At 64.2% G+C, this 24695-nt stretch carries 21 protein-coding genes; 6 read left to right on the top strand and 15 right to left on the bottom strand.

Annotation, left to right across the window (positions count from 1 at the left end):
- Positions 1–32 precede the first annotated feature (32 nt).
- The 6 genes from QRN63_RS28185 to QRN63_RS28160 form a co-directional block, all read right to left on the bottom strand.
- Entirely contained in the window at positions 33–938 is a 906-nt protein-coding gene (locus QRN63_RS28185) for a class I SAM-dependent methyltransferase (protein WP_285034335.1), read from the bottom strand.
- Between the two features lie 126 nt (positions 939–1064).
- Entirely contained in the window at positions 1065–2003 is a 939-nt protein-coding gene (locus QRN63_RS28180) for an NAD(P)/FAD-dependent oxidoreductase (RefSeq protein WP_285034333.1), read from the bottom strand.
- Between the two features lie 12 nt (positions 2004–2015).
- The gene (locus QRN63_RS28175) at positions 2016–4934 is read right to left on the bottom strand and encodes an MMPL/RND family transporter (RefSeq protein ID WP_285034331.1); all 2919 of its coding nucleotides are present in this window, start codon (positions 4932–4934) and stop codon (positions 2016–2018) included.
- Complete coding sequence (locus QRN63_RS28170) at positions 4931–5377, bottom strand: MmpS family transport accessory protein (protein ID WP_285034379.1); 447 nt, start codon at positions 5375–5377, stop codon at positions 4931–4933. Before QRN63_RS28170 ends, QRN63_RS28175 begins: the two co-directional genes overlap by 4 nt.
- A gap of 98 nt (positions 5378–5475) precedes the next feature.
- A complete protein-coding gene (locus QRN63_RS28165) occupies positions 5476–5916 on the bottom strand; it encodes a DUF5078 domain-containing protein (protein ID WP_285034329.1) in 441 nt (146 codons plus the stop codon).
- Positions 5917–5921: 5 nt separating this feature from the next.
- Positions 5922–6263, bottom strand: a complete 342-nt coding sequence (locus tag QRN63_RS28160) for a DUF732 domain-containing protein (protein WP_285034326.1) — start codon at positions 6261–6263, stop codon at positions 5922–5924.
- A 134-nt stretch (positions 6264–6397) separates the two neighbouring features.
- On the opposite strand from QRN63_RS28160, the gene QRN63_RS28155 reads away from it, so the two are divergent.
- Positions 6398–6979 carry a TetR/AcrR family transcriptional regulator gene (locus QRN63_RS28155; protein WP_285034324.1) on the top strand — a complete coding sequence of 194 codons (582 nt, stop codon included), beginning with the start codon at positions 6398–6400 and terminating at the stop codon, positions 6977–6979.
- A gap of 80 nt (positions 6980–7059) precedes the next feature.
- On the opposite strand, the gene QRN63_RS28150 is transcribed toward QRN63_RS28155, so the two are convergent.
- Both QRN63_RS28150 and QRN63_RS28145 read right to left on the bottom strand, forming a co-directional pair.
- Positions 7060–8019: an alpha/beta fold hydrolase gene (locus tag QRN63_RS28150; RefSeq protein WP_285034322.1), complete on the bottom strand. Its 960-nt coding sequence runs from the start codon at positions 8017–8019 to the stop codon at positions 7060–7062.
- Between the two features lie 280 nt (positions 8020–8299).
- The gene (locus QRN63_RS28145) at positions 8300–9115 is read right to left on the bottom strand and encodes an oxidoreductase (RefSeq protein WP_285034320.1); all 816 of its coding nucleotides are present in this window, start codon (positions 9113–9115) and stop codon (positions 8300–8302) included.
- 142 nt (positions 9116–9257) lie between these two features.
- Between QRN63_RS28145 and QRN63_RS28140 the strand changes: the two genes are divergently transcribed.
- Entirely contained in the window at positions 9258–9830 is a 573-nt protein-coding gene (locus QRN63_RS28140) for a TetR/AcrR family transcriptional regulator (protein WP_285034318.1), read from the top strand.
- Positions 9831–9883: 53 nt separating this feature from the next.
- Here the strand turns inward: QRN63_RS28140 and QRN63_RS28135 are convergent, their stop codons facing one another.
- From QRN63_RS28135 to QRN63_RS28115, 4 genes are read right to left on the bottom strand one after another with little or no spacing between them, the layout of a single operon-like run.
- Positions 9884–10426 carry a DUF302 domain-containing protein gene (locus QRN63_RS28135; RefSeq protein WP_285034316.1) on the bottom strand — a complete coding sequence of 181 codons (543 nt, stop codon included), beginning with the start codon at positions 10424–10426 and terminating at the stop codon, positions 9884–9886.
- A gap of 32 nt (positions 10427–10458) precedes the next feature.
- The gene (locus tag QRN63_RS28130) at positions 10459–12036 is read right to left on the bottom strand and encodes an FAD-dependent oxidoreductase (RefSeq protein ID WP_285034314.1); all 1578 of its coding nucleotides are present in this window, start codon (positions 12034–12036) and stop codon (positions 10459–10461) included.
- Between the two features lie 21 nt (positions 12037–12057).
- On the bottom strand, positions 12058–13404 hold the full coding sequence (locus tag QRN63_RS28120) for an SCP2 sterol-binding domain-containing protein (protein WP_350224480.1): 1347 nt from the start codon (positions 13402–13404) through the stop codon (positions 12058–12060).
- Complete coding sequence (locus tag QRN63_RS28115; protein WP_285034312.1) at positions 13397–14326, bottom strand: alpha/beta fold hydrolase; 930 nt, start codon at positions 14324–14326, stop codon at positions 13397–13399. Before QRN63_RS28115 ends, QRN63_RS28120 begins: the two co-directional genes overlap by 8 nt.
- Positions 14327–14451: 125 nt before the next feature.
- On the opposite strand from QRN63_RS28115, the gene QRN63_RS28110 reads away from it, so the two are divergent.
- The 3 genes from QRN63_RS28110 (at position 14452) to QRN63_RS28100 (ending at position 18127) form a co-directional block, all read left to right on the top strand.
- Complete coding sequence (locus QRN63_RS28110) at positions 14452–15096, top strand: winged helix-turn-helix transcriptional regulator (protein ID WP_285034311.1); 645 nt, start codon at positions 14452–14454, stop codon at positions 15094–15096.
- A gap of 533 nt (positions 15097–15629) precedes the next feature.
- On the top strand, positions 15630–16664 hold the full coding sequence (locus QRN63_RS28105) for a hypothetical protein (RefSeq protein WP_285034309.1): 1035 nt from the start codon (positions 15630–15632) through the stop codon (positions 16662–16664).
- Positions 16661–18127 carry an ApeA N-terminal domain 1-containing protein gene (locus QRN63_RS28100; protein WP_285034307.1) on the top strand — a complete coding sequence of 489 codons (1467 nt, stop codon included), beginning with the start codon at positions 16661–16663 and terminating at the stop codon, positions 18125–18127. Before QRN63_RS28105 ends, QRN63_RS28100 begins: the two co-directional genes overlap by 4 nt.
- Positions 18128–18136: 9 nt before the next feature.
- Here QRN63_RS28100 and QRN63_RS28095 read toward each other — a convergent pair whose 3' ends face one another.
- The 3 genes from QRN63_RS28095 to QRN63_RS28085 all read right to left on the bottom strand — a co-directional run bounded on the left by QRN63_RS28095 (position 18137) and on the right by QRN63_RS28085 (position 21929).
- Complete coding sequence (locus QRN63_RS28095; RefSeq protein WP_285034304.1) at positions 18137–18289, bottom strand: hypothetical protein; 153 nt, start codon at positions 18287–18289, stop codon at positions 18137–18139.
- A 179-nt stretch (positions 18290–18468) separates the two neighbouring features.
- On the bottom strand, positions 18469–20094 hold the full coding sequence (locus QRN63_RS28090) for a fatty acid--CoA ligase (RefSeq protein ID WP_285034376.1): 1626 nt from the start codon (positions 20092–20094) through the stop codon (positions 18469–18471).
- A gap of 32 nt (positions 20095–20126) precedes the next feature.
- Positions 20127–21929, bottom strand: coding sequence for an acyl-CoA dehydrogenase (locus QRN63_RS28085; RefSeq protein WP_285034302.1), 1803 nt, complete (start codon positions 21927–21929; stop codon positions 20127–20129).
- 486 nt (positions 21930–22415) lie between these two features.
- Between QRN63_RS28085 and QRN63_RS28080 the strand changes: the two genes are divergently transcribed.
- A complete protein-coding gene (locus QRN63_RS28080; protein ID WP_285034300.1) occupies positions 22416–24671 on the top strand; it encodes an ATP-binding protein in 2256 nt (751 codons plus the stop codon).
- Positions 24672–24695: the final 24 nt, after the last annotated feature.

The following is a 24695-nucleotide window of genomic DNA, read 5'->3' as shown; positions in this document are numbered from 1 at the left end:
TGCGGGAAGGTGATTCAGCCTGGTGTCGACGGTTAGTCCGATGCGTGGGCGCTGATCATCCAGCACGCGGCGGTGTACCGGACCTCGGTTCCGTTCACAAAGGGATCAAAGGCGGGTCGGACGGCCTCGGCGACTAGCGCGCGGGTCCGTTCGTCCTTGCCTTGAAGGGCCAGCCCGACAGGACCCAACTGGGTGAAGAAGCCGATCAATTCCGGTTCGGGCAGAGTGCACTGGATGTCGATCGGCTGGAGGTCGACGTCGGCCCAGCCGCCCGCGTCGAGGATGGCGGCGACTCGTTGCGGGTCGGCGAAGGAGAATTGGCCCGGGCCATCTGCCGCGGGGGCGGGAAGGTTCGGCAGCAGCGAGGCGGCCTCACGCAGGCCAGTCGTCATGAACGGATTCTCCGCGGCGCTGCGCCAGGCGATGACGCGCAGCGTGGCGTCGTCGGTTGCAGCGCGCCGTAGGTTCGCGAAGGCCTGGACCGGGTCGTTGAAGAACATGACGCCGAACCGCGAGATGATCGTGTCGACGCTCGCACGCTCAAACGGATGGGTCTGTACGTCGGCGAGGATGAAACTCGCTGGTATACCGTCACGTTCGGCCCTGGCGCGGGCGGCGGCGATCATCGGTTCGGACACGTCGGCACCGACGCAGTGGCCTTCGGTGCCGAGTCTGCGCGCGACGGCGAGTGTGGTGCCGCCGGTACCGCAGCCGACGTCGAGCACCCGCCGCCCCGATCCGACTGCCACGCCGTCGGCGAGCAGGTCTTCCAATCCCTTCATCATCTGGTCCAGTAGGTCCTGCGCGTCGACCCAGGCGTATCCAGTTGTCGCTTTCCAGTGATTGGCCTGCTCGTCGTTGGTCGGTTGGGTGAAATCTATGGGCCGATCATGCGAGTTCAAGTCTGAACCCAACTCGGATATGGGTCGCTTTGACATGGGCCATCCTTGCGGAATTATTTGAAAGGCGCATTAACCAGAGTCCTTTGATTCCAGGGCAATTGGCGCAACTTGTAGGTGCGTCGGTAGAACCGATTGTCAGCTCACCGTTGGTGGTGGTCTCGTTCATGTGGGTATCGGTAGGCCGGCGTCCTCGGCCAATAAACTCTGCACGATCGAGGTGGCCGCGAGCGAGCCTGTCGCGATCGCCGAGGCGACCTGCGGCATTTGCGCAGTGGCGTTGTCGCCGGCGGCGAAGACTCCGGGAACTGTTGTCCGGCAGAGCGCATCGATTGCGATGGGGCTCGGTGTCGTCGGCGTCGGCTCACCGAATCCGACCCCGAGCTGTTGCGCCAACTGCGATCGCTGATGCAGTGTCGTCGCGACGAGCAGACCGCTGCGTGTCAGCCGGGTTCCGTCGGCGAACACGATGGCTTCCAATTCGCCATTGCTTGAGGCGAGTTCGGCAATGGGCCGCTCATCGACCGTGACGCCTACCGCGGCCAACTGAGATCGGGCCTGCCCGTCGAGCTCGGCCGGTCCTGCGGTCAGGAGCACAACGTCGTCGCTCCATGCTCTGAGCAATACCGACGACTGCACTGCGCGTTTGCCGTTGGCCAGTACCGCCAGAGGCTGATCGCGTACCTCCCAGCCGTGGCAGAACGGGCAGTGGAACACCGACCGCCCCCACAACTGCGCGAGCCCGGGCAGCGCAGGCGGCCGGTACTCCATGCCGGCGGCCAGCAGCACCCGACGCGTGCGCTCCCGCCGACCGTCGGACAGTTCCAGTTCGAACACGTCGCCGGCACGCTCGCCGGCCACCACCTCACCGGTGCGCAGTTCGACGGACGGGTAGGCGGCTATCTCTTGCCGCCCGGCCTCGTACAGCTCGCCCGGCGGTCGGCCGTCGTGCCCCAGCAGCCCGCCGATGCCGTGGGCGGGCTGGTTGCTCTGCCGGCCCGCGTCGACGAGCAGCGTTCGTCGCCGCGCCCGGCCCAGTACCAGACCCGCGCTCAAGCCCGCGGCTCCGCCACCGACGACGATGCAGTCCCATGTTGTGCTCATGACCTAATCCTCCTAGTTGTTCGGCGCGTTGACGGGATCGGCTTTGTGCGTGTCCGTGGAATCTGTCCCCAACAGTTTGCGGACAGAGATCCGCGAACCGAACGGTTGCAGCATCTGGCTGGCCGGCCTGGTGCGCACGTTCAGCGGCCACCAGAACCAGCGGCCCAGCAGTGCCGCGATCGACGGTGTCAGGAGCGATCGCACGATCAATGTGTCGAAGACGAGGCCGAGGCAGATGGTGGTGCCGATCTGCTGGATCATGACCAGGTCGCTGACGATGAACGAGCCGAGGGTGAAAGCGAACACCAGTCCTGCGGCTGTGACGACGCCGCCGGTGCCGCCCATCGCGCGGATGATGCCGGTATTCAATCCGGCGCCCAGCTCCTCTTTGAACCGGGAGATCAGCAGGAGGTTGTAGTCCGCGCCGACCGCGAGCAGGATGATGATGGCCAGGGCGGGCACGAGCCAGAACAGCTCGACACCGAAGATGTACTGCCACACCAGGACTGACAGCCCGAGTGCGGCTCCGAGCGAAAGCACGACAGTGCCGACGATCACGATGGCCGCCACGAAGCTGCGGGTGATGAAGATCATCACCAGCAGGATCAACGCGATGGCCGCCAAGGTGACGATCATCAGGTCGTACAGCGATGCCTCCTGGATGTCCTTGTAGGACGATGCCGTGCCGGCGATGTAGATTCTCGCGTCCGACAGCGGGGTCGCCTTGATGGCATCGAACGCAGAGTCTCGGATGGCGTCGATGTGCGAGATGCCGTCGGGGCTGGCGGGTTTGCCCACGTGCGTGATCGTCATCCGGGCGGCTTTGCCGTCGGGCGACAAGAACTGCTCGAGGGCGCGCTTGAACTCGGCGTTGTCGAACGCGTCCGGCGGGAGGTAGAACGAATCGTCGTTCTTGGCGTCGTCGAAGGCCTTGCCGAGCGCGGTGGCGTTCTCCAGTGCCTCTCGGCCCTGTGCCAGCGTGCCGCTGATGGTGGCGTAATTCGACTGCAGCAGTGCGCGATTGGTCTTCTGGATGTCGAGCTGAGGCGGGATCAGCGACTGCACCTGCGGTTGCAGCGCGTTGAGTTTGTCGAGGCTCGCGGTGATCTTGCCGAATTGGTCACTGAGTTCGGCGACACCGTCGAGTGAGTCGAACACCGATCGCATGGCCGCACACGTCGGGATGTTCTCGCAGTGTGGTTCCCAGTAGAAGTAGTTGCGCAGCGGCCGGAAGAAGTCGTCGAAGTTGGCGAGGTTGTCTCGGACCGCGTTGATGGTGTCGACGGTGTCGTGGAATGCCCGCACCTGTTCCTCAGTGGCGTTGGTGGCTTGCTGCTGCAAGGCGAGCTGACGTTGCAAGATGTCGATCGCCTTACCGGTCTGATCGATCTGGGTCAGCAGGTCGCGCGCCCTGCTCTCCTGGTAGCTCAGATTCATGACCTGGCCTGCGTTCTGGGCGCTGATCTGAAACGGAATGGAACTGTGTTTGAGCGGCGTGCCGAGGGGTCGCGTGATCGATTGCACCAGTGCGATGCCGGGGGTATGCAACACCGCTTTGGCGACGCGTTCCAGAACCAGCATGTCCGCGGGATTGCGCATGTCGTGATCGGATTCGATCATCAGCAACTCGGGATTGAGCCGCGCCTCCGAGAAGTGGCGCTCCGCGGCGGTATATCCGATGTTGGCGGGGGCGTCATCGGGCATGTAGGGCCGTCCGTCGAAGCTGATCTGTGCTCCCGGCAACGCGAGCAGGCCCACCGCGGCCACTGCCAACGAAGCGACGAGCACGGCTCCCGGCCACCGCACGATGGTCGTGCCGACGCGGCGCCACCCCGTGGTGCGAAGCGCACGTTTGGGATCGAGGAACCCGAACCGCATGGCGACGGTCACCACCGCCGGCCCGAGGGTCAGCGCCGCGGCCAACGTCACGACCAGGCCCACCGCGGTAGGGAGGCCGATGCTGCTGAAATACGGGAGCCGGGTGAAGTGCAGGCACGCCACTGCACCGATGATGGTGAGTCCGGAGCCGACGATGACGTGGACGGTGCCACCGAACATGTCGTGGTAGGCCGCCTCGCGATCCAGGTCCTTGCCGCGGGCTTCCTGGTACCGGCCGACGAGGAAGATCGCGTAGTCGGTGCCCGCCGCGATGGCCATGCCTGTCAGAAGATTCACCGCGTAGGTGGACAGGTCGAACAGTCCCGCGTTGCCCAGCAGCGCGACCACGCCTCGCGTTGCGCCGAGTTCGACGGCGACCACGAGGAGAACGATCAACATGGTGGCCACGGAGCGGTAGACGATGAGCAGCATCACCGCGATGACGAGAAACGTGACGGCAGTGATGATGTGGGTGCCTTCGTTGCCGATCTCGAAGTTGTCGGTGATCAGCGGGGCGGCGCCGGTGACGTACGCCTTGACCCCCGGCGGTGGCGGCGTGTCGGCCACGATCTTGCGGATGCTGTCGACGGAATGATTGGATCGCGCCTGACCCTGGTTGCCTTGAAGGTAAACCTGCACGAGCGCTGACTTGCCGTCCTTGCTCTGGGCGCCGCCGGCGGTCACCGAATCGCCCCAGAAGTCCTGTACGTGCTGGACGTGTTGGGTGTCTGCGCGCAACTTCGCGACCAGGCCGTCGTAGTAGGTGTGCGCGTCCTGTCCCAGCGGCTGATCGCCTTCGAGCACGATGACGGCGGCACTGTCGGAGTTGAACTCGCCGAACTTCTCCCCGATGTGCTTCATGTCCATGACCGACGGGGAATCAGGTGCGTTCAGGGCCACCGAACGCTCGGTGCCGACGATCTCGAGTTGGGGCACCAGGATGTTCGTCACGCCGGCGACCGCGATCCAGATGACAATGATCGGTAGGGCCAGAGTGCGGATCACGCGCGCTGACCGAGAACGGTGTGGTGCCGCTGTCCCGTGCTGGCTCATGCTGTTTTGTCCAGGCAGGCGATGTATCCGTTCACGTCGTTTGAAGACCTTTCGTCTTTGACAATGCCGTTGACGGTGATGCGGCAGGTGATGCTGCTCGAATTGCCTTGGGCGCGTAGGTCGGCGAACAGCGTCGTGTCCTCGGTGGCCAAGTCGTGCGACCACGGCAGGGGTGCGTCGTCGATGCGCTGGGGTTGAGCGTTCTCGTCGAGGAAGTTGATGGTTGCCCGCGCGCCGGGATTTCCGACCACCTGCAGCTGGACCCGTTTGGGGTTGAATCCGGTGTTCTCGGGCGAATCAGCTGAGGGCCTTGAGGTTTGGTCCTGCGATCCGAAGATGCCGTGCAATCGGTAGACGCCGGTGACGACCAAGACCACCACGATGATCGCCACGAGCGCCGCCCAATGGCGGGCGGCGGCCCTTCGTATCGGTGATGTCAGCATGAGAAGCCTTTCGATGTGCGTGTCCATTTGCCGACCTAGCGGCGTCCTGTGGACGGGGAGGGGGGAGCGTAGAGAAGCGGGCGTCAGGTTGCGTGCCGCTACCAGATCCAGACGGATGGGTCGTTCGGCGGGTAATTCATGCAAATGTCGGTGCCGTGCGCGGCAACGCCTTTGTTGTTGAAGAACAGCTTGGCCCAGTTGCCCCAGTGAGTGGCCATCTGCTCGTAGTAGACGTTGGTTGCGGTGTCCTCCGAATACTGGCGCCGCGCCGCGTAATCCAAGGAGAAGAACCAGCGAATGCGGTCACGGGCGGCGTCTTGGACGTCGACCGGCCGGTTCTTGTAATCGGTCATATAGCGCTCGTAGTAGACCGGCTCCACGTCGCGCACGGCGGCCATGTACTGGTCGACGGTGCAGTTCGTCTTCAGGATCCGATTCGGAATCGGATAGTCGTCAGTGGCATCAGCCCCCGCGAAACCGGCTGTGGCGAGGACGGTTCCGCACATCGCGAGTGCCGCGAACCCTGCGCGCAGATACATGGTGTTCACCCCTGCCCGGCTACCCGTTGCAGGACCGGTGCCTGTTCGGGGCAATAGGTGTTGATCGCGGCGCCAAGGAATTGCCACGCCTGTTCGGTCGTGCTGCCCTTCGGCAATTGCCTGAAGACGAACTTCGCCGACTTGTCGGCATCCGCGTCGAGCCCGGTGTAGAGCCGCTTGCACGTGATCTTGCCGATCCACGCGTTGTAGTCCTTCTGCCCGTAGACGCCGTACGTGTGGAGCTCGTTCGCGAAATCGGTGTCGGGATCAGCGTGCACAGGCCAGGCAACGGCAACGCCGGCGACAGCCGCCATGATCCCCAGCAGCGCCGAGCCACTCTCTTTCATGATTGCTCTCATACGGTGGGTCCTGTCCTTGGGGCTGTCGGTATCTGTGCCGTCCGCGTTGGTCGGCTAGAAGAACATAACTGTTCAATATAGGAACGTCAACGTTCTATTCCGGGCGCGACTAGTATCACATCGTGTCTGTCTCGACGAAGCAACTCTCGGGTGTGCAAGCGCGTACCCGAGCCGCGATCCTCGCTGCTACGGCCTCTGCATTGGCGGTCAACCGGACGGCTACCCTGCCGGAGATTGCCACCGTGGCCGGGGTCGGTCGCACCACGGTGCACCGCTACTTCGCCGACCGCGAGACGCTGATCTACGAGGCGACCCTGGATTCGATCCGCGTGCTCACTGAAGCGGTGGATGAGGCCGCCACCGAGGACGGACCCGCACTCGACGCGATGCGGCGATTCATCACCGCCGGCGTCTCGATCGGTGAACGGCTGGTCTTTCTCTTCGGCGACCCGGCGGGACTCCGCGATATCCCACCGGCCCAGTCCCCGAATGAGGCGTTAGTCATCAACCTGATCAACCTGATCACGCGCGGACAGCATGAAGGGGTGTTCGACCCAGACGTCAACCCGACCTGGATCCAGCACGCGCTCTACGGATTGATCCTGCGAGGCTGCGAGCAGGCCATGGCCGGTGCGCTGCCGCAGCACACCGTCGCGCCGCTGATCATCCGGACCTTCGAGCGCGGCGTGCGTCCGGCTCCCTAGGGGCAACGGGAATACGACGAGACCAGCCTCGCTCACATCGAACGGCCGGCTCCGCGCGCGCAGACCCGGCCGTTCAGCCTTCAGATGCGTGCGGACGTCTGCAGGAACAGTTCGAGCAGTGCCAGCAGCGTCTCGGGAGCGTCCTCGGTCGGGAAGTGGCCAGCGCCGGGGATTTCGACCACGGGTGCGTCGGGGTAGCTGAGCTTGAACGCCGGGATCACGTACTTGGCCAGTAGCGCGGTGTCGCGCATCCCGACCGCCAGCATCGCCGGGAGGCTTCGAACCACGGCGACAGCTTCCATAGGCGGCGCGTCGGTCTGCGGGCCCTCCGGGCCCTGCAGGACCTGCCGGGGGAACGCGATGACACCGCGGCACTCCGCCGGGGTCGGGAAGGGGCTGGAGTACGCGCGGATCCAGGTCGGCGTGGCGATCTCGGGTCGGGCGACATGTTGCAGGTCGATCATCAGCTGGGCAATGGTGTGACGGGCGTGTCCGAGGATCTGCTCGAACGAACCGTCCGCGAGCGCCGACTGGGCCCACTGGAACCAGCGGCTCTCGGCGCTGTTGGCCATCATCAGCTCGGCGATGCCCATGAGTTCGTCGTTGCTCCCGGCGAGAGGCAGCACAGTGTCCACCGCGAAGATCCGGGAGATCCGGCCGGGATTACGCAATGCGAACCCGATGCCGATGGGGCCGCCCCAGTCACGGACCACCAGGGTGATGTCCGTGAGATTGAGCGTGTCAACGAGCAACGATTCGAGATTCTGGATGTGTTCGCTCGCGTCGTACGTGCGATCCTGGGGCGTCTCGCTCTTGCCGAAGCCCATGTGGTCGGGAACGACCACCCGATGGTGACGTGACAGCGGCCCGATCAGGTGGCGCCACTCGTAGCCCCACGTGGGCTCACCGTGCAGCATGACGATCGTCTGATCGGGCCGCTCGGGGCCCTCGTCGACATAATGCTGACGGAAGCCGGCAGCCTCATTGAAACGGGCGGGATACGGCCACGTGCCGTCGAACGTCTCGTCAGCAGCAATCACGGGATATCGTGCCTTCCGCGGCGGTGTTGTCTGTACTGACCGGGGTCATGAGGTCCTCCGTAAGTATTGGTCCTGAACTGGCGCGAGCCTTACGGTGAGCCACGGTTGAGCAGCTCCCGAATGCCGGGTCAGCTCGACCCACCGCGAGCGTGACCGCGCGTTCGATCCGCTCGTGTGTGTAAGCCGTTTCCAAGAGTGGTCGGACGAGAGATGCAGATGCTGGCTTCGGTGTCTCTGGGTTGGGCATGTGCGTTTGGTCAGACGCCGGGTGTACTGGGGGTCAGCTGGCCAGTCGGTTGAGCTTGCGGATTTGTTTGTCGAAGATGCGCGAGGGCACGATCCGGCGCAGGAGGCTGACGCGTGCGGCCATTGAGCCGGCGGTGTACCGGGGCTTGGGATTCGGATCGGTGGAGGCGGCGACGATCACCTTCGCGACTACGCCCGGGTCGTCGGCGGTGCGCAAGGCTGTGGCCAGCACGTCTCGGGCGATCTCCCGCTGGGCGGCGTAGATCGGCAGTGGCAAGTCGGGGGCCAGGCTGCTCGCCTCGAAACTCGTGCTTGTGTAGGCCGGCTCGACCAGCAGCATCCGGACGCCGTGCTCGCGAAGCTCGTGGTCCACGGACTCGGAGTAGCCCTCTACCGCGTGCTTGGTGGCGGCGTAGATGGCCATGAAGGGGGCTGGGATCAGACCGAGTACCGAGGAGACGTTGACCACGCGGCCACGGCCCTGTTCGCGCATGTGGGGCAGTACTGCGTTTGTCATCCGCATCAGGCCGAAGACGTTGATGTCGAAGACGTCCTTGGTCTGGTTGATCGAGTTCTCCTCGCCGGCGCCGACCGCGCCCACGCCCGCATTGTTGACCAGGACGTCGATCCGCCCGAACCGCTCGATCACCTCCTGTACCAGGGAGCGAACCGACTCGTCGCTGGCGACGTCGAGATCGAGGAACGTCACCCCGGCGAGGGGCCCGGCGTTCGCCGCGTTGCGGCTCGTGCCGACCACCGCGAAGCCGGCCTTCACGAGGGCGAGCGCGGCCGCCCGCCCGATCCCGGAGGAGGCGCCCGTCACGAGGGCCACTGGAGAAGCTGTCTGCACGTTGGTTCCTTCGTTCGGTTGGGGGTATGACGTTGTAGGCGTCCGGTACGTTCCGTCGAGCGGGATGAGCTCCATTTCAGGAACGTACATGTTTAATAGCGGAACGATAGCGTTCTATTCCGGACGCGACTAGGATCACATCGTGTCCGCCTCTACAAAGCAACTCTCGGGTGTGCAAGCACGTACCCGAGCCGCGATCCTCGCCGCTACGGCCTCTGCGCTGGCGGCGAACCGGACGGCCACCATGCCGGAGATTGCCACCGTGGCCGGGGTCGGCCGCACTACAGTGCACCGCTACTTCGCCGACCGCGAGACGCTGATCTACGAGGCGACCCTGGATTCGATCCGCGTGCTCACTGAAGCGGTGGATGAGGCCGCCACCGAGGACGGACCCGCCCTCGACGCGATGCGGCGATTCATCACCGCCGGCGTCTCGATCGGTGAACGGCTGGTCTTCCTCTTCGGTGACCCGGCGGTGCTGCGCGATATCCCACCCGCCCAGTCCCCGAACGATGAGGTGGTGATCAACCTGATCAGACGGGGGCAGGACGAAGGCGCGTTCGACCCTGATCTCGACCCGACCTGGATCTGGCACGCGCTCTACGGATTGATCCTGCGAGGCTGCGAGCAAGCCATGGCCGGTGCACTGCCGCGGCACACCGTCGCGCCACTGATCATCCGGACCTTCGAGCGGGGCGTCCGCCCCACTCCCTAGCTAAGTCCAGCCCGGCGGATTTTGGGGGTGACCGTGCGACATACCGGGCCACCTCATGGTTGCGGCGTGACCGGTAGGAGCCGTTCGTCGACGGTGACGCCGATACCGCGGAGCAGCCCCGAGAGCTTGTGGTCCAGCAGGCGACCGGTGGCAGCCACGTCCGGATGGTCCGGTCCGGCGAAGACCGTCGAGGGCTGGTCGACGCTGAATACTGCGTGGCCTGCGCTGTCGCTGAATAACAGAACGCGCAGCGGGGCATAGAGCAACGCATTTCGGTCATGCCGGAACATCGTCTCGGCGATGACGTGATTGCCCAGTAGGTATTCGACTGCCTGACCCTCGTGGCCGGCGAACGTCATCAGGGGTGTGGCATCGATGATCGCGTAGATCATGAGGCCATGCGGCGCGTGTGCGGCGACCGTGGCTTCCACGTCGGTCCAGGATCCGCCCGCGTGGATGATCTCCAGATATGGAGCGGGAACGAAGGCGGGGGCGGCGTTTTCGAATGCGGTGCGGAATTCGTCGAACGGGATGCCGGTGTTGATGTTGAGTCGGGTCATCGTGTGCTCGACGCGGCTGACGGTGACGTCGGGCATCTGCAGCTCCTTGTGGTGGGATATCGGCGCCATCATCCGCGCGCCGCGGTCAACATGTCGGCAATCTGGACGAACTTCACGCGGGGCCTGCGTTGTTCGACGCCGCGGGCGCGCTCCGCAGCGTCGATGGATCGCCAGCCCTGGCCGCAGACCGGGCGGGCACCGCGGGCGGCCAGTAGCTCTGCCAGGTCCGGTTCGCTCACATCGCGTGTCAGGACATCGGCATCGAAGTCTTCCCATATCTTGGTCACAGTCTGCCGGGCGCATTCCCGGTTGGTGCCGATCACCCCGTTGGCGCCCCGCTTGATCCAGCCGGTCACGTAAGTGCCGATCACCGCACCGTCGCCGTCGGTGACGCGACCGCCGTCGTTGGGGATGATGCCTGCGGTGCCGTCGAAGGGCAGCCCCGGAACGGATTGGCCGAGGTAGCCGATAGACCGCAGGACCAGTCCGGTTTCGATGCGATCGCCGCTTGAGACGCGCACGGCCTCGACAGCCCGGGCGCCGACGATTTCCGTTGGCGCGGTGTCGAATCGGAACACGATCCGCTTGTTCGACGGGCTCGTGGTGCGGCTCTGGAGTTCGGCGAGGACGCGCAGTTTGGCGACGGTGTCGACGTCGTCGCCCTTGGCCGGGCTCAGGTCCCGTGCTTCGACGACGACGTCCACTCCCGGGAAGTGGCCCAGTGCGATCAGCTCGGCAGCTGAGAAGGCGGCGTGCCGTGCGCCCCGGCGTCCGAGCAGTACCACTTCGCGAATGCCGCTGTGCGACAACGCCTCAACGGCGTGGTCGGGAATATCTGTGTCGTGCAGTTGTTCTCGGGTCATGAGCAGCACCCGCGCGACATCGAGCGCGACGTTGCCATTACCGACGATCACGGCGCGTTCAGTACTGAGGTCGTAGCGATCGCCGGCGCGGTCGGGATGCCCGTTGTACCAGGCGACGAACTGAGAAGCTGGGTGGCTGCCCGCCAGGTGTTCGCCGGGGACGCCGAGATCGCGGCTGCGGGACGCGCCGACGGCGTAGATGACGGCGTGGTGGCGCGCCGCGAGCTCCTCGTGGGTGAGATCGCGACCGATCTCGACGTTGAGGTAGCAGCCGACCCGGTGATCAGTGAAGAGTGCGTCGAAGGTGCCGACGACGGCTTTGGTGCGTTGATGGTCGGGTGCGACGCCGGCGCGGATCAGGCCGTACGGCGTGGGTAGCCGGTCGAACAGATTTACCTCGACCCCCTCGACCCGCAGCAGTTCGGTGGCGGCGTAGAGGGCTGCCGGCCCGGTGCCCACGATGGCGACCCGCAGCGACCCGGCCTCGATGGGTGGGTGTGCGGGCTCGGGCGTGGGATACGCGACAACCAGGGGGTGTTGCGCGAAGTAGTCGGCGTTGAGATCGCGAAAGGCCTGCTGGTCGGCGGGTAATTCATGCTCGGGGTAGATGGCGTCGACCGGGCATTCGTCCATGCAGGCTCCGCAGTCGATGCAGGCGTCGGGGTCGATGTAGAGCATGGGCGCGTGGTCGGCATCCGTCGGGTCGGGGCGGATGCAGTCGACCGGGCACACGGCGGCGCAACTGGCGTCCTTGCAACAGTTCTGGGTGATGACGTGGGCCATGTCGGGGCTAGCTCCGTCCAATCACGAGGGGAAGCAACGGCTGAAGGCGAGCAGGAGTTGTGGCGAGCCGCGCAGCTTGATGCGCAGCGTGAGCAATGCCCACACCAGTGACGCCTGCCCGTTGAGGAATCGGACCCAGGTCGTGGAGTCCGCGGTCACCCGGAGGTCGGGCGCCCCCTGGTGACCGTCGGTGACCTCGAGCCGGCGATCATGAATGGCGATGGTCACCTTGCGTGGCTCCGCGCCGGTGAACGTGAAGTGATAGGTCGCCGACATGCCTTTTGCCTGCTCCCGCTGGAAGATGACGGGCAGTCCCTCCACGAAGCCGGCAATGCTGCCCGCGCGCAGACTCTGCCCCACCTGTTTGATCTGCTTGTGCGGGAACCGCTTGGCGACATAGCTTTCGGCGTCCGAACCCGGTACGACGTAGATGGTTTCCTCCTTCAGCTGAAGGGGGCGGAGCACCTCGGCGAGGTGGGCCTTGCGATCATCGAGCCAGGGCCGCAGCACATCTTCGCCGGCCGGGCAGACCGCCATGCAGTACGCCGCTTTGTAATTGGCGCCGAACGACAGGCTCTGCCACACCGACGCGGTCTCGTTGTCGGGGACCTTCGACCGGTAGTCGGTGGCGTTCTTGCTGTCGGCGACCTGGCCGACCCAGTCACCGAAGCCACCCATGAATTCGCGGTAGTTGTGGGTATAGCAGGCCGAGAAGTCAAAATGGCCGTCCGAGGAGATGGCGCCGGTCGGGCAGGCCGCGACGCACAGTTTGCAGTCCAGACACGGGTTGAAGGCGATCGGTTGCGAGTCGTCGTTCACCTCGGCCTCGATCAGCACAGTGCCCAGTAGGATGAAATTGCCGAACTTGGGATGAATAACGTTGCGGTGCAGACCCATATGCCCGAGCCCAGCCGCGACGGCAACCGGCTTGTGACTGACGACCCACGTCTTGCGCGGAAACTTGTCCATCTCCATCGGGAAGCCCATCGCCGGGTTGATCGCGCGGATGCCCAACGCTTCCAGCTTGGTCACCACGGTTCGACCAACCTCGTCGGAGTGGTCGCCGGTGTGATGGAACTCGAGATTCGCCACCGAACGTGCCGGGGTGCGGATGTTCTCCCGGTTCATCTTGCACACGAAGCTGATCAATGTCCGCACGCGCGGCATCACAGCCGTCAAATCGGCCCGCTGGTCGGCGATCTCCGGCCGATCGATGGCGACGAAACCCACGTCATCGGCGCCTGCGTCGAGGCAGAGTTGACGCAACCACGTTGCGTCCAGCGCCTGCATCGGGCGATTTTCGGTGGCGGGACTTTCGCGTACCAGGGCTACTGTCGGGTGGCTGTCGATCTTGCTGGGCTTAGACATCGGAACCGTTTCGTCGATGCACCCCAACCGATTTGTGATCCGCCGGCAGGGTGTCGAGGATGAGGCGTGCCACGAGATGGGGCTGTTCCAGGGCGGAGAAGTGGCCAGTTCGTGGCAGGTTCACTCGGTGGACACGGCGCAGCGCGCTTTCCACCTGGTTGCGCTCGCTTGGGCGGGACCAGTCGTGGTCGCTGTAGACGAGCGTCACCGGTGCATCGACATTGCGGTAGCGGGCTCGCGCCGCGATGAATCCGGGCAGGCTGCGATAAACCCCGCGCGCCACCCGCGAATACCCTTGCCGCCGTCCGCTTCTCAGCAGCTCATCCAACAGGTCGGCTGGGAGCGCGGCGTTGTCGAAGAAACCGCCATGCAGCACCGCACGCATGACGGGGCGCGGCTCGAGGCCGGCGAGTAAGGGGCCGATCACCGGTTGCCGCACCCCGGCGATGATCACCCGGGCCAGCAAGTTTCCGCGTTCCAGGCCGGACGGGTAGTCGTACGGGTTCAGGGCCACCACATGGCGTACCCGCTCCGCGAGATCGACCGCCGCCGACAGCGCCAAGGCGCCGCCCAGCGATTCGCCTGCCAGGGTCACCGACCGCAGATTTAGCGTGTCGACGAATTCGACGACGGCTGAGCGCATCTCGGGTTCTTCGTATTCGCGGCGCGGGACGATGTCCGACCAGCCCATGCCGGGCAGGTCGACGGCGTAGACGGTGAAGTAATCCCGCACCAGTGGAATAACTCGTTGGAAGTAGTCCAATTGGGTGCGCACCGTGTGTATCAGCACCAGGGGAGGGCCGATGCCGGTGGTGTAGTACCGCAGCCGAGATCCGTCGCCGCGAACGAGGTGCCGAACTTCGCCGCGGCCGCCGGTCCACGTCTGTGTGTAGCTCGAATCGGGTAACTCGGTAGATGTCATGAGAAGCGTCTCCCGCCTTGGTTTCTCCGATCATCTCTGTGGTAGACAAAAAAATCAAGCAATAGATTGATACTATTGTCTCTGCGAAATTGGGAACAGAACCGATGCTCATCTAGATTCAGGTGATGGCTGTGCACAAGACCTATGGCCAGAACTGCCCGGTGGCGCTGGGCATGGACGTTCTGGGCGAACGCTGGACCATGTTGATCCTGCGTGAGCTGTTCGGCGGACCGCGCCGCTACAGCGACCTACGTGCCGAGTTGCCCGGGATCGCCACCAACCTGCTCGCCGACCGATTGCGGTCGCTGGAGCTGGACGGGCTGATCAAACGGACGGACCTGCCCCCGCCGATCGCCCGTACGGTCTACGAACTCAGTGAGATGGGCTGGCGGAAGCTAACCCCAGTCCTTCGAGCTGTTGCCATCTTCGGGATAGATCGGATCGATGACAGCGACCTCGCCGGAAAGCCCCTGACGGGGTTCCTCGCGGGCCTGATTGCCGGCTTCGAATCACCCGGTGCTGCCGATTCAGTGGCGTCCTACCGTGTCGATATCGACGGGCGCACGTTCGAGTTCTCGGTGGATCACGGTGAACTCGCACCGCCACGAGACAACCCGGCGGTCACCATGCAGGCGACGGCGCTCGACTTGATCGCGATCCGGGCGGCAGCGACAGCAACGCGACGGAAGGCGGCGCTTCGGCGCCTCAAATTCGACGGCGACCCCGCCGCGGTCGCAGAGATGCAGCGGATCTTCCGCCTGGCCGCATGATCGGCCGGGAGCGATCAGCAGTCCATCGACGTGATCGTGGCCTGACCAGTCAGCAGCGTGTCGACGGGCCGTACGGAATTACTCTGCTTGACTTCGCTCCCGCCGCGAGCGGTCCATGTGTGGTCGATGGCGAAGTCTCAAACATGAAGCCGGCATCGAACTCGGGTCGGTCGATCCCGCTTCTTGAGGGCTATGCACGTGCTCTCGGACCTAGAAGACACAGTCTGGGCCGAGCGTGGTACCAATCTCTCAGCTGGGCTTTTGAAGTAGGGTCATTCGCTGACGAAAGTACCCGTGGGACTGGGTCCACGACGTACCGTGGCGCCGCCCCGGGAGGAGCTATTGGCGATAGCTCTGGTGGTTCGGGTTAACGCAGGTGACGTAAGTGGGAATTATCGATGGTTGGATGCCACCGTGGTTCGCTTGTGTCAGGCGATGGCCAACGGGCTATAGCGTCCACCGCTCCCGGCTAATGCACGCCCCAGGGTGCGTCGCGGGTGCGTCTGTAGGGCGCGCGGGCTACCGTGCCGATCGTGACAACCGATCCGATCGACCGGCTGCTGCGAATGACGCGCCTGATGTGGAGCAACGTCGACCGCGCTGCGCGTGCACGGCAGATGGAAGAGTGGGCGCTGCTGCACCGGGTGCGAGCCGACGGCAGCAACGGGCTGCCAGAACCGGTGCGGTTCGCGCCCGACCGGGGGAGCAGCCTCGATCTAGACAACGCCTACACCGCACCCGAGCGGGGCGACATCCTTGTCAGTTCAACGGCTCGATTCCCCGTGATGAATGCAGCGGAATGCCTCGTTGGTGCTGCCCAGGTCTACGGCGCCGCGTTTCAGCAGAAGCGGACCAGCACGCTGTCGACAGGAATCCTGTGCCGCAGCGCAATTGAGAACGCCGCCAAGACGATCTGGCTCCTGGCCGATCCGCGCCGCACGGTCCGTCGCGCACGATGCCTAGGCTTCGTCGAACGCGAGATCGGCTACCAGAAAGGCTACATCGCCGTCGAAACTCGCTTCCTCGCATCACGTAACGACGAACGCCTCCCGACGGACCGCGAACGCTTCGATCGTGCCGAACGCCAGTATCGCGAACGACTGAACTATTTGACCGCCCTGCCTAAATCGGCACGGCAGCGCCCCTCAACAAGCTACGAGTTCTTCGTCAACTGGGCCGGTGATTGGATCGACAAGAACCCGCCGCCGCACGTGACCGAAGCCGACGGACTAGTGCGCGGAATGGCGACTAGCGCAGAACGCTTCTACGCAGTCGGATCTGGCTTCGTACACGGATACAAATGGATGAGCGCCTACCTCGGGACGGAGGAGGATGTTCTCGCCCAGGTTGCCGACAGCCTCTCCGCGGCACTCATCATGACCGAATGCGCGGTCGCGCTGTATGAAGCCCAGGCCACCCATCCAGCAAGACCCGTTGTACGCCAGAAGAACTACCCCGGCTATTTGGAACCCACCGTGGCGGCGTGGAGGCCGCTCTACGAACAACCCGGTGCAGCCTTCCCTGCACCACTAGCCATGCCGAGTCAGACAGGAAGCGTTGCATCATGAGACAGTCTGAGCCCCAGCGGATTAAAGGCTGGTTCTACCTGCCAGAGTCGCCAGCCGACCGCGTCCCGGGAATCCTGTCGTGGCAGCCCGATGGAGGTGCGACCCTTGAGCTGATCGGCGGCTTCTCCCCAGGGCCTGAGTATCACCGCACGTCAACTGGGGGCCTGCGCGCCTCCCAACTCATAGGCGACGTGCGCCAGGGGACTATCTATGGCGAGTCCGACACCGGTGAAGCCATCAGCGTCTGGGACGCGCAGCGAGGGCGGTACACCGCCGGGCTCGCCGGCGTTGTACGTGACGAGTTTTGGCATTCATCATGGATTTGCGTCGGCGCGCACATCGCAAGCCCGCATGAACCGGTCCTAGCTAAGGCCGTGGTCATGGCCGACGAACTCTATTACCTCACCGAAGATCCACGCTTCTGCCCGCCGCAATGGGCGCGGAGTGACGATGTCGAGCACCCCGGCGAGCTTCAGCCCGACGGCACGCTGTTGACGCCGTATGTCTTTCCGGTAATCGGTGGTTACCGCGCCGAATACGCACAGGGCGACACCACGGACGCAAGCTATTCCATCGCCACCACAGCGACACGGCCCTGGGCCAGCCCGGCAACCGAAGCCTATCCCGACTTGAAGCTCCACATGATGACGGCGGATCTCCGGGGCGGCTCGGTGATCAAACTGCACGTTGGCGCTCAGGCCGTGATCCGATTGCCGGACAACGCCTCTGGGTCCGCAGTAGCCTTCTTTGACCGGATGACCGCCGTCGATGATCTCGTGCAACTAGCGACCTTCGAGCCCTGCGGCATCGCCCAGGTCACCATGACAACGACTGATGACACCCAGGTCTCGCTCCTCGTACATGCTGGCGAGGTTGCTCGCCCCGACGACGCCCACAAGCCAGCTTCCGTGGTGTTCACACTCGCAGATGTTCCTCTGGATGCGTATCTGCACGTGCGAGAACGCCTCGCGGACGGGTACCAGGCAAGCTACGCATGGAGCGTGGTCGTGGGCTTGTGCGGCTACTCGTCGCGCATCGTCGAGGAGTACGTAAGCCAAGCTTTCGCCGGTGCCGAAGGCTTCCACCACTGGTGTCTGAGCGGCGGAAACAACATGCACCTGAAAGATCGTCTCAAGGCACTACACAACAAGCTCGATCCCAAAGTGCAAGCATTGCTTGGGCTTAACATCAACCATTGGCTCAGTTGGGCGGTTTGGGCACGAAACCACGTTGCCCACGGAGGTACGAACAAGTGGCGTCCACTTCAAGATAACTTCCAACTCCATGCCGTCGCGGAGTCGGTCCACCTCGTTTCCTATTTGGCTCTATTGCAGGAGTTGGGAGTGCCCGTAGAGAAGACGTGCGACGCGCTACGCAATCACCCTCGATTGCAGGTGACGGCGCAACGATGTTCAGAGGTGAACGACCTAGCCTCGGAACCACCTCCTGACGCCGCGCTCTGACGGGGAAGTTCAGACGGTGTCGATGCAGATCCCGACGAAGCCCGACGTTCTCAATCGCCTCCTACCGCGGCCGTTGCTCCAGCGGCGCACGTAGGTCTCGGCCTTGGTGCCTGCGCTCGGATCGGCCCGGAAGTGGCCCGCCCGACGCTGACCGACTCTCACGCGTCTCTCCCCAGTGTTAGAGCAAGTCGTGCGGGCCAGCCAAACACCCTGACCTGGGCTTTTGCAAGCTACTTTGACAAGCCTCTGCGACACGCCCGAATTTTGTCAAAGTAGGTAGGCGTGTCCTGTCAATCTGTCTTGCATCTCGACAGCCGCATCCATTGATACATTCAGGCTGCTCAGCAATCGGTGAGATCGACTGGCGTCAACTGCCCTTGCCGGTGCCACTCGCGTAGTCGCTTCTTGTCGTACTTGCCCGTGGATGTGCGAGGAAGCTGGTCGACGAACGCCCACCGCTCCGGGATCCACCAACGCGCGACCTTGTCGCGCAGGAAATCTCGCAGCTCGGCGATAGGCACCTCCGCAGTGCGGCCGAGCACGACCGCTGCGAGGGGGCGTTCTTGCCACCTGTCGTCGGGCACCGCGATGACCGCCGCCTCGAAAACGCCTGGGTGCGAAGCGATAGCCAGCTCCAGCTGCACCGAGGAGATCCATTCACCGCCCGACTTGATGACGTCCTTGGCACGGTCGGTGAGGGTGACGTACCCATCGGCATCGATGGAGCCGACGTCTCCGGTGCTGAGCCAGCCGGCGTCGAAGGAGTCGTCAGCCTCCAAGTTGTAGTAGCTGCCCGTGATCCACGGGCCCCGCATCTGCAACTCCCCGACGGCTTCTCCGTTGTGGTCAATGACAGTCCCGTCGGAGTCGACGATCCGTAACTCCACGCCGCACGCCGGCCGGCCTTGAGATGCGCGGCGCCGCCAGTATTCTTTGTCCGCCAAGATCGGCGACGGCTTGGATATTGTTGCCAACGGCGATGTTTCGGTCATTCCCCACGCCTGCACAAGGTAGATCCCGTACTTGTCGTGCAGGGTGCGCATGAGGTGCACGGGGACCGCTGACCCGCCGCATCCGACCAGCCGCAACGACGAGATGTCGGCGTCGGGTCGCTCCTCGAGGTACTGCACGATGTCGTTCCAGACCGTGGGCACTGCGCCGGCGATCGTCGGACGTTCGCGTTCGATGAGTTCGACGAGTGGTTCGGCTTGCAGGAAGCGGTCGGGTAGGACCAGGTCGGCGCCGGCCATCAGTGCGGCGTAGATGAGGCCCCACGCGTTGGCGTGAAACATCGGCACGATGGGCAACACGGCGTCTTCGGGACCTACTTCGAGTGCGCCCTTGGCGCAGATCGCCATGGTGTGCAGATAGGTTGACCGATGGCTGTAGACAACACCTTTGGGGTTGCCGGTCGTCCCGGACGTGTAGCACATGGTTGCGGCATTGTGTTCGTCGATGTCCGGCCAGTCGTACGTGGCGGGCTGCCCGTCGAGAATGTCGTCGTAGCGAACGACGCGTTTACCCGCCCGTACCAGAGAGCTCAGGTCGGCATCGCCGGTCACGATGATGGTGTGCAAGGAGGGCACGTGCGGCGCGATCTCGGAAAACTGTTCGGCGAGGCTGGCATCGACGATGGCGATCTCGTCGCCGGCGTGGTTGGCGATGTAGACGAGCTGCTCAGCGGCGAGCCGGATATTGAGTGTGTGCAGCACCGCGCCCATCGCGGGCACGGCGCAGTATGCCTCGACGTGCTCCTGGTTGTTCCACATGAAAGTGGCCACCACGGTGTCGGTACCAGCCCCCACTGCGCGCAGTGCGTTGGCCAATTGCGCTGTGCGCTGACCGATTTGGGCGAACGTCGCGACACGCATGGTCCCGTCGGGCTCACGGGTTCGCACTTGGCGCCGGGTGTGAACGGTGGTTCCGTGCCGGGCGATGGCCCCGATGGTCAGGGAGTAGTCCTGCATCGTGCTCTTCACGGGTGAATCCTTCTCGTCACCTAGGCCTCCCAGCCGTCGAAGGTTGCTTCCACGGTCGTCGGATCGAGTGTGCGCAGTAATTCCAGCTGTGCCTTGGTCTTCGGCAACTCGTACCGGTAGAAGTAGCGGGCCGCATACTGTTTGCCCACGTAGAAGGCGCCTTCTCGGCCGTGGGCGGCAAGCATCTGGTCAAGCCACAGCCACGCCACCACGATGTGGCCGAACGCCTCGAGATAGAGCGCGCTGTTGGCCAACGCCACGGTCGGGTCACCGCAGCTGAGCAGCACCGTGGTGACATCGCGCAACGTCTGCCACGACGCGTGGAGCTGCGCGGCCAACTGCGCCGGCTCACCACCGAACGCGGTGGCCCGGGTGATTGTTGTGGTGACTTCTTGCTCCAGCAGCCCTAAGCCGGCGCCTCCATGTTGGCGCACTTTGCGGCCGAGCAGATCCAGGCTCTGGATGCCGTGGGTGCCTTCATGGATCGGGTTGATCCTGTTGTCGCGGTAGAGCTGCTCGACGTCGTACTCGCGCGTGTAGCCGTAGCCGCCGTGGATTTGGATGGCCAGATCGCTGGCCTGAACACACCACTGTGCCGGCCAACTCTTGGTGATCGGGGTGAGCAGGTCGAGTAGCTCGGTGGCGTCCTGGCGCTCCTCGGGAGTCTCGGCCCCGGCAGCGATGTCGGTCAGCCACGCGCAGTACAACACCAGCGCGAGCGCACCCTCGACATAGGATTTCTGGGCCAGGAGCATCCGCTTGACGTCGGGATGCTCGATGATCGCAACCGGTGCCGTATCAGGATCTTTCGCCGAGAGCGGGCGGCCCTGCGGCCGCATCCGGGCGTAGTCGAGCGACTTGAGGTACCCGGTGTAGCCAAGCGCGGTGGCGGAGGCACCGGTCATCAGCCGGGCTTCGTTCATCATGTGGAACATGTAGGCCAACCCGTGGTGCGGCTGTCCGACGAGGTAGCCGACAGCCCCTGTGGCGCCGCCGGGCTCGAAGGCCCCTTCCCCGAAGTTCAATGCCAGGTTGGCGAGTCCGCGTTGTCCCATTTTGTGGTTGAGGCCCGCCGCCACCACATCATTGCGCTCGCCGAGTGAACTGTCTTCGGCGACGAGGAACTTCGGCACGATGAACAGCGAAATGCCCTTGGTGCCATGTGGGGATCCCGGCAGTTTGGCCAGCACGAGGTGCACGATGTTCTCGCTGGCGTCGTGGTCCCCGCCGGATATCCACATCTTGGATCCGAAGAGACGGTATGTGCCGTCGTCCTGCGGGACGGCTCGGGTGGTGATGTCGCTCAACGACGATCCTGCGTGTGGTTCGGAGAGACACATGGTGCCGGTAAATCGACCGGCGAGCATGGGCGGCACGAAAGCCGCGATCTGGTCTTCGGTTCCGAACTCAACGAGCAGGTTGCAATTGGCCAATGTCAGAAGGGGATAGCCGGCGGTACCGAAGTTGGCGGCGTTCAACCAGGTGAATGCCGCCGTGGACACGACCACCGGCACTTGGGCTCCGCCGTAGCTTTCGTCCAAGCTCATGGCGAGCAGTTCGGTGTCGGCGAAAGCACGCAACGCGTCCTTGATTTCTGGCAGCACGCTGACATTTCCATCGTTCAGTGTGGGTTCCGCGGCGTCGCTGCGCTTGTAGTGAGGCGCGAAATGGCGCTCGGCTAGTTCCTCGCAGAGGGTCAATATGTCGGCGAACGTGTCACTGGTGTGGTGTGCGAACCGTGGTCTCTTCAGCAATTCATCGACCCGCAGCCACTCGAAGAGCAGAAAGTCCAGATCAAGGCGAGACATCAGCGTCGACTTCATCGGTCCATCGCACCCAGAGAAGACAGTACAATCGAATCCTCCTGCCGCGCAATGGAACAGACCTCGTAAACCGCTTGGCGGCCGTGCATGGCAACTTTGCGACGGCTTTGCCTCTCGATGCGGGCTCGCAAGTCGCGTTCTAGCCGTATCGCGTCATTTCCATTGTTCATAGCGCAATTATTGGGCGATTCGGCGGCCGCGCCAGCGTCTGGCCGGAGACAGGTATGGGTTTAGGTATGGATACGGGTATCTCCGCGCGTACCTCCAGCCGTGCAGCGGCTATCCCAGCCGCCGCACGGGAACCGCGCACACGTAGATGACCGAGTCGACTACTGGAACTGACGGCCGCGATTGTTCTCATCAGTATGGCCGGGCAAACGTCGATTTTTCGGCGTCGCGTGGGACGCAACCTAATATCTCGGTATGAGCTCATCGTGGAGCCAGCGACGAGGAGGCGAGCGGGTCGGTCCGCCGTTGAATCGACTCGTGGCTCGCCGCCATGATCTGGAAGCAGCCCAACGGATGCTGACCCAGTCGCGGTTGATCACCTTCACCGGACCCGGCGGTGTCGGCAAGACCCGCCTCGCTCTGGAAGTGGCGCATCGTGTGGCGGGGAAGTTCTCCGACGGCGCCTGGCTGGTCCGGCTGACTGATCTAAGCGTCGGGGCCGGCGCCAACGACGTCGAGGCTGCGATCGTCAGTGCCTTGGGGATCAGCGATCAGTCGGCGACACGGCCACGGGACAAGCTGTTGTCGTTCCTTCCCGAGCGCCGAGTCCTGTTGGTAATCGACAACTGTGAGCACGTCATCGACGCCGTGCGCCTCACCGTGCCCGTGCTGCTGCGTGTAGCCCCGAACTTGTGCATCATCACCACCAGCCGGGAACACCTGGGCGTGGTGGGTGAAGTGCTGCGCCCGGTCCTTCCGCTGAGCGTGCCCGAACCGGGTACGCCTGCCGACCAGCTGGTCGCCGACGGATCGGTGAGCTTGCTCATCGAACGCACCGCCGCCGTGGATCCGGACTTCGACGTGACGGGCGTCAACGCCGACGCCGTGATCGAGCTGTGCCGGTTGCTGGAGGGATCGCCACTGGCCATCGAGTTGGCGGCGGCCAAACTGAGGTCCCTCACGGTGGAGCAGGTTGTCGAGCGGTTCCGGAAACGGTTGACCTCACTGACCGCCTCCGACGTCAATGCAGTGTCACGCCACCGATCACTGCGGGCGATGGTGGAGTGGAGCTACGACCTGTGTCATGGCAACGCGCAGGTGCTGTGGCGCCGCCTGGCGGTGTTTCCTGCGACCTTCGACCTCGAACTCACCGAACAGATCTGTGCTTTCGGCGAGCTGCGCGCGGAGGACGTGTTCGACGCGATCGACCGGCTCGTCGCCCAGTCGATCGTGCTCACTGACCGCGGTGCGGGGACCATGCGCTACCACCTGTCGGCCGCTGTCCGAGAGGTCGCTGCCGAGTTGGCCGACCAAGCCGGAGAGACGGAGCAGTTGCACCGCCGCCACCGCGACGTGATGCTGCGTCGCGCTGCCGAAATGTTGACGCAGTGGTGTGGACCCAACCAAGACAACTTGATTCGGCAGCTGAGCCTTGATCACCCCAGCTATGTGGCCGCCCTGCATTGGAGCGCTACGACTCCGTCAGAAGGACAGGCCGCGCTCGAACTGCTGGGCCGGCTGCGTTATCACTGGTTGACGAATGGACGCCTCGCAGAAGGCAGGATGCGCATCGAATCCATGCTCGAGGCCGAAACGTCACCATCAGCCGCGCGGGCGCACTGTCTGTGGGTCGTCACCTGGATCGCCTTGCTGCAGGGCGACCAGGCATCCCCGGTTCCGTGGTTGAACGAGCTGAAGCTGTACGCCGTGGAGTCCGGCGACGAACTGTTCGCCGCGCACGTGCGCCAGTGGACGGCGCTGCGGGCTTTATTCACCGGTGACACGGCCGCTGCAGTACGCGGCTTTGGCCAAGCGGTGCAGGATCACGCCGGCCGTGGTGATCGCGAAATGGAATTGACGGCGCGATACATGCTTGCCAGCGCTTTGGTCACGGACGGCGCGGCCGACCGAGCCCTCACCGAAGCCCGTGACGCCGCGACGCTCTGCGAGCAGTACGGCGAACGTTCGGCGCACGCATATGCCGAATGGGCGGCGGCGCTGGCACATTGGTCGTTGGGCCACCACGACGAGGCGGAGCGCTCCGCGCGCCGAGTGTTGGAGCTACGACGTACTTTCGGCGATGGCATCGCGGTCGCGCTGGCTACCGATCTCCTCGGGTGGATTGCCAACGACCGCAGTCAATTTGGTCGTTCCCGGGTGCTCTCGCGAACGGCCAAGGGGCTGTGGCAGGCAATGGGAACCTCCATCGATGCCTTCGGGCCCCAGTTGTCCACTTTCGCGGCCTCGCACACTCCCACGCCGACCGAGCCTGCACCGGTGGACATGTCACGTTCAGCCAGGCCGATGGACGTCGACGAGGCGATCGATTTCGTGCTCGGAGTACTCGATGGAGTGCACAGGTCAGCGCGCCTGCCCAGCGAACCTCTGACGAAACGGGAATTCGAAGTCGCAGCGTTGGTCGAGGTGGGCCTGTCCAACCGCGAGATCGCCGAGCGCCTTGTCATCTCCAAGCGCACAGCCGACGGGCACGTCGAGCGCATCCTGTCCAAGCTGGGCTTCGCGTCCCGCGCCCAAGTGGCGGCCTGGATGGCCCGGCACCCGTCACCGCGTTAGCGATCCTCGGTCGCTAACGCGGCG

The organism is Mycolicibacterium sp. lyk4-40-TYG-92 (genome assembly GCF_030209435.1).
Taxonomy (GTDB): domain Bacteria; phylum Actinomycetota; class Actinomycetes; order Mycobacteriales; family Mycobacteriaceae; genus Mycobacterium.
The sequence above is the reverse complement of the archived record's forward strand: the minus strand, read 5'-3'. Positions and strand labels throughout refer to the sequence as shown.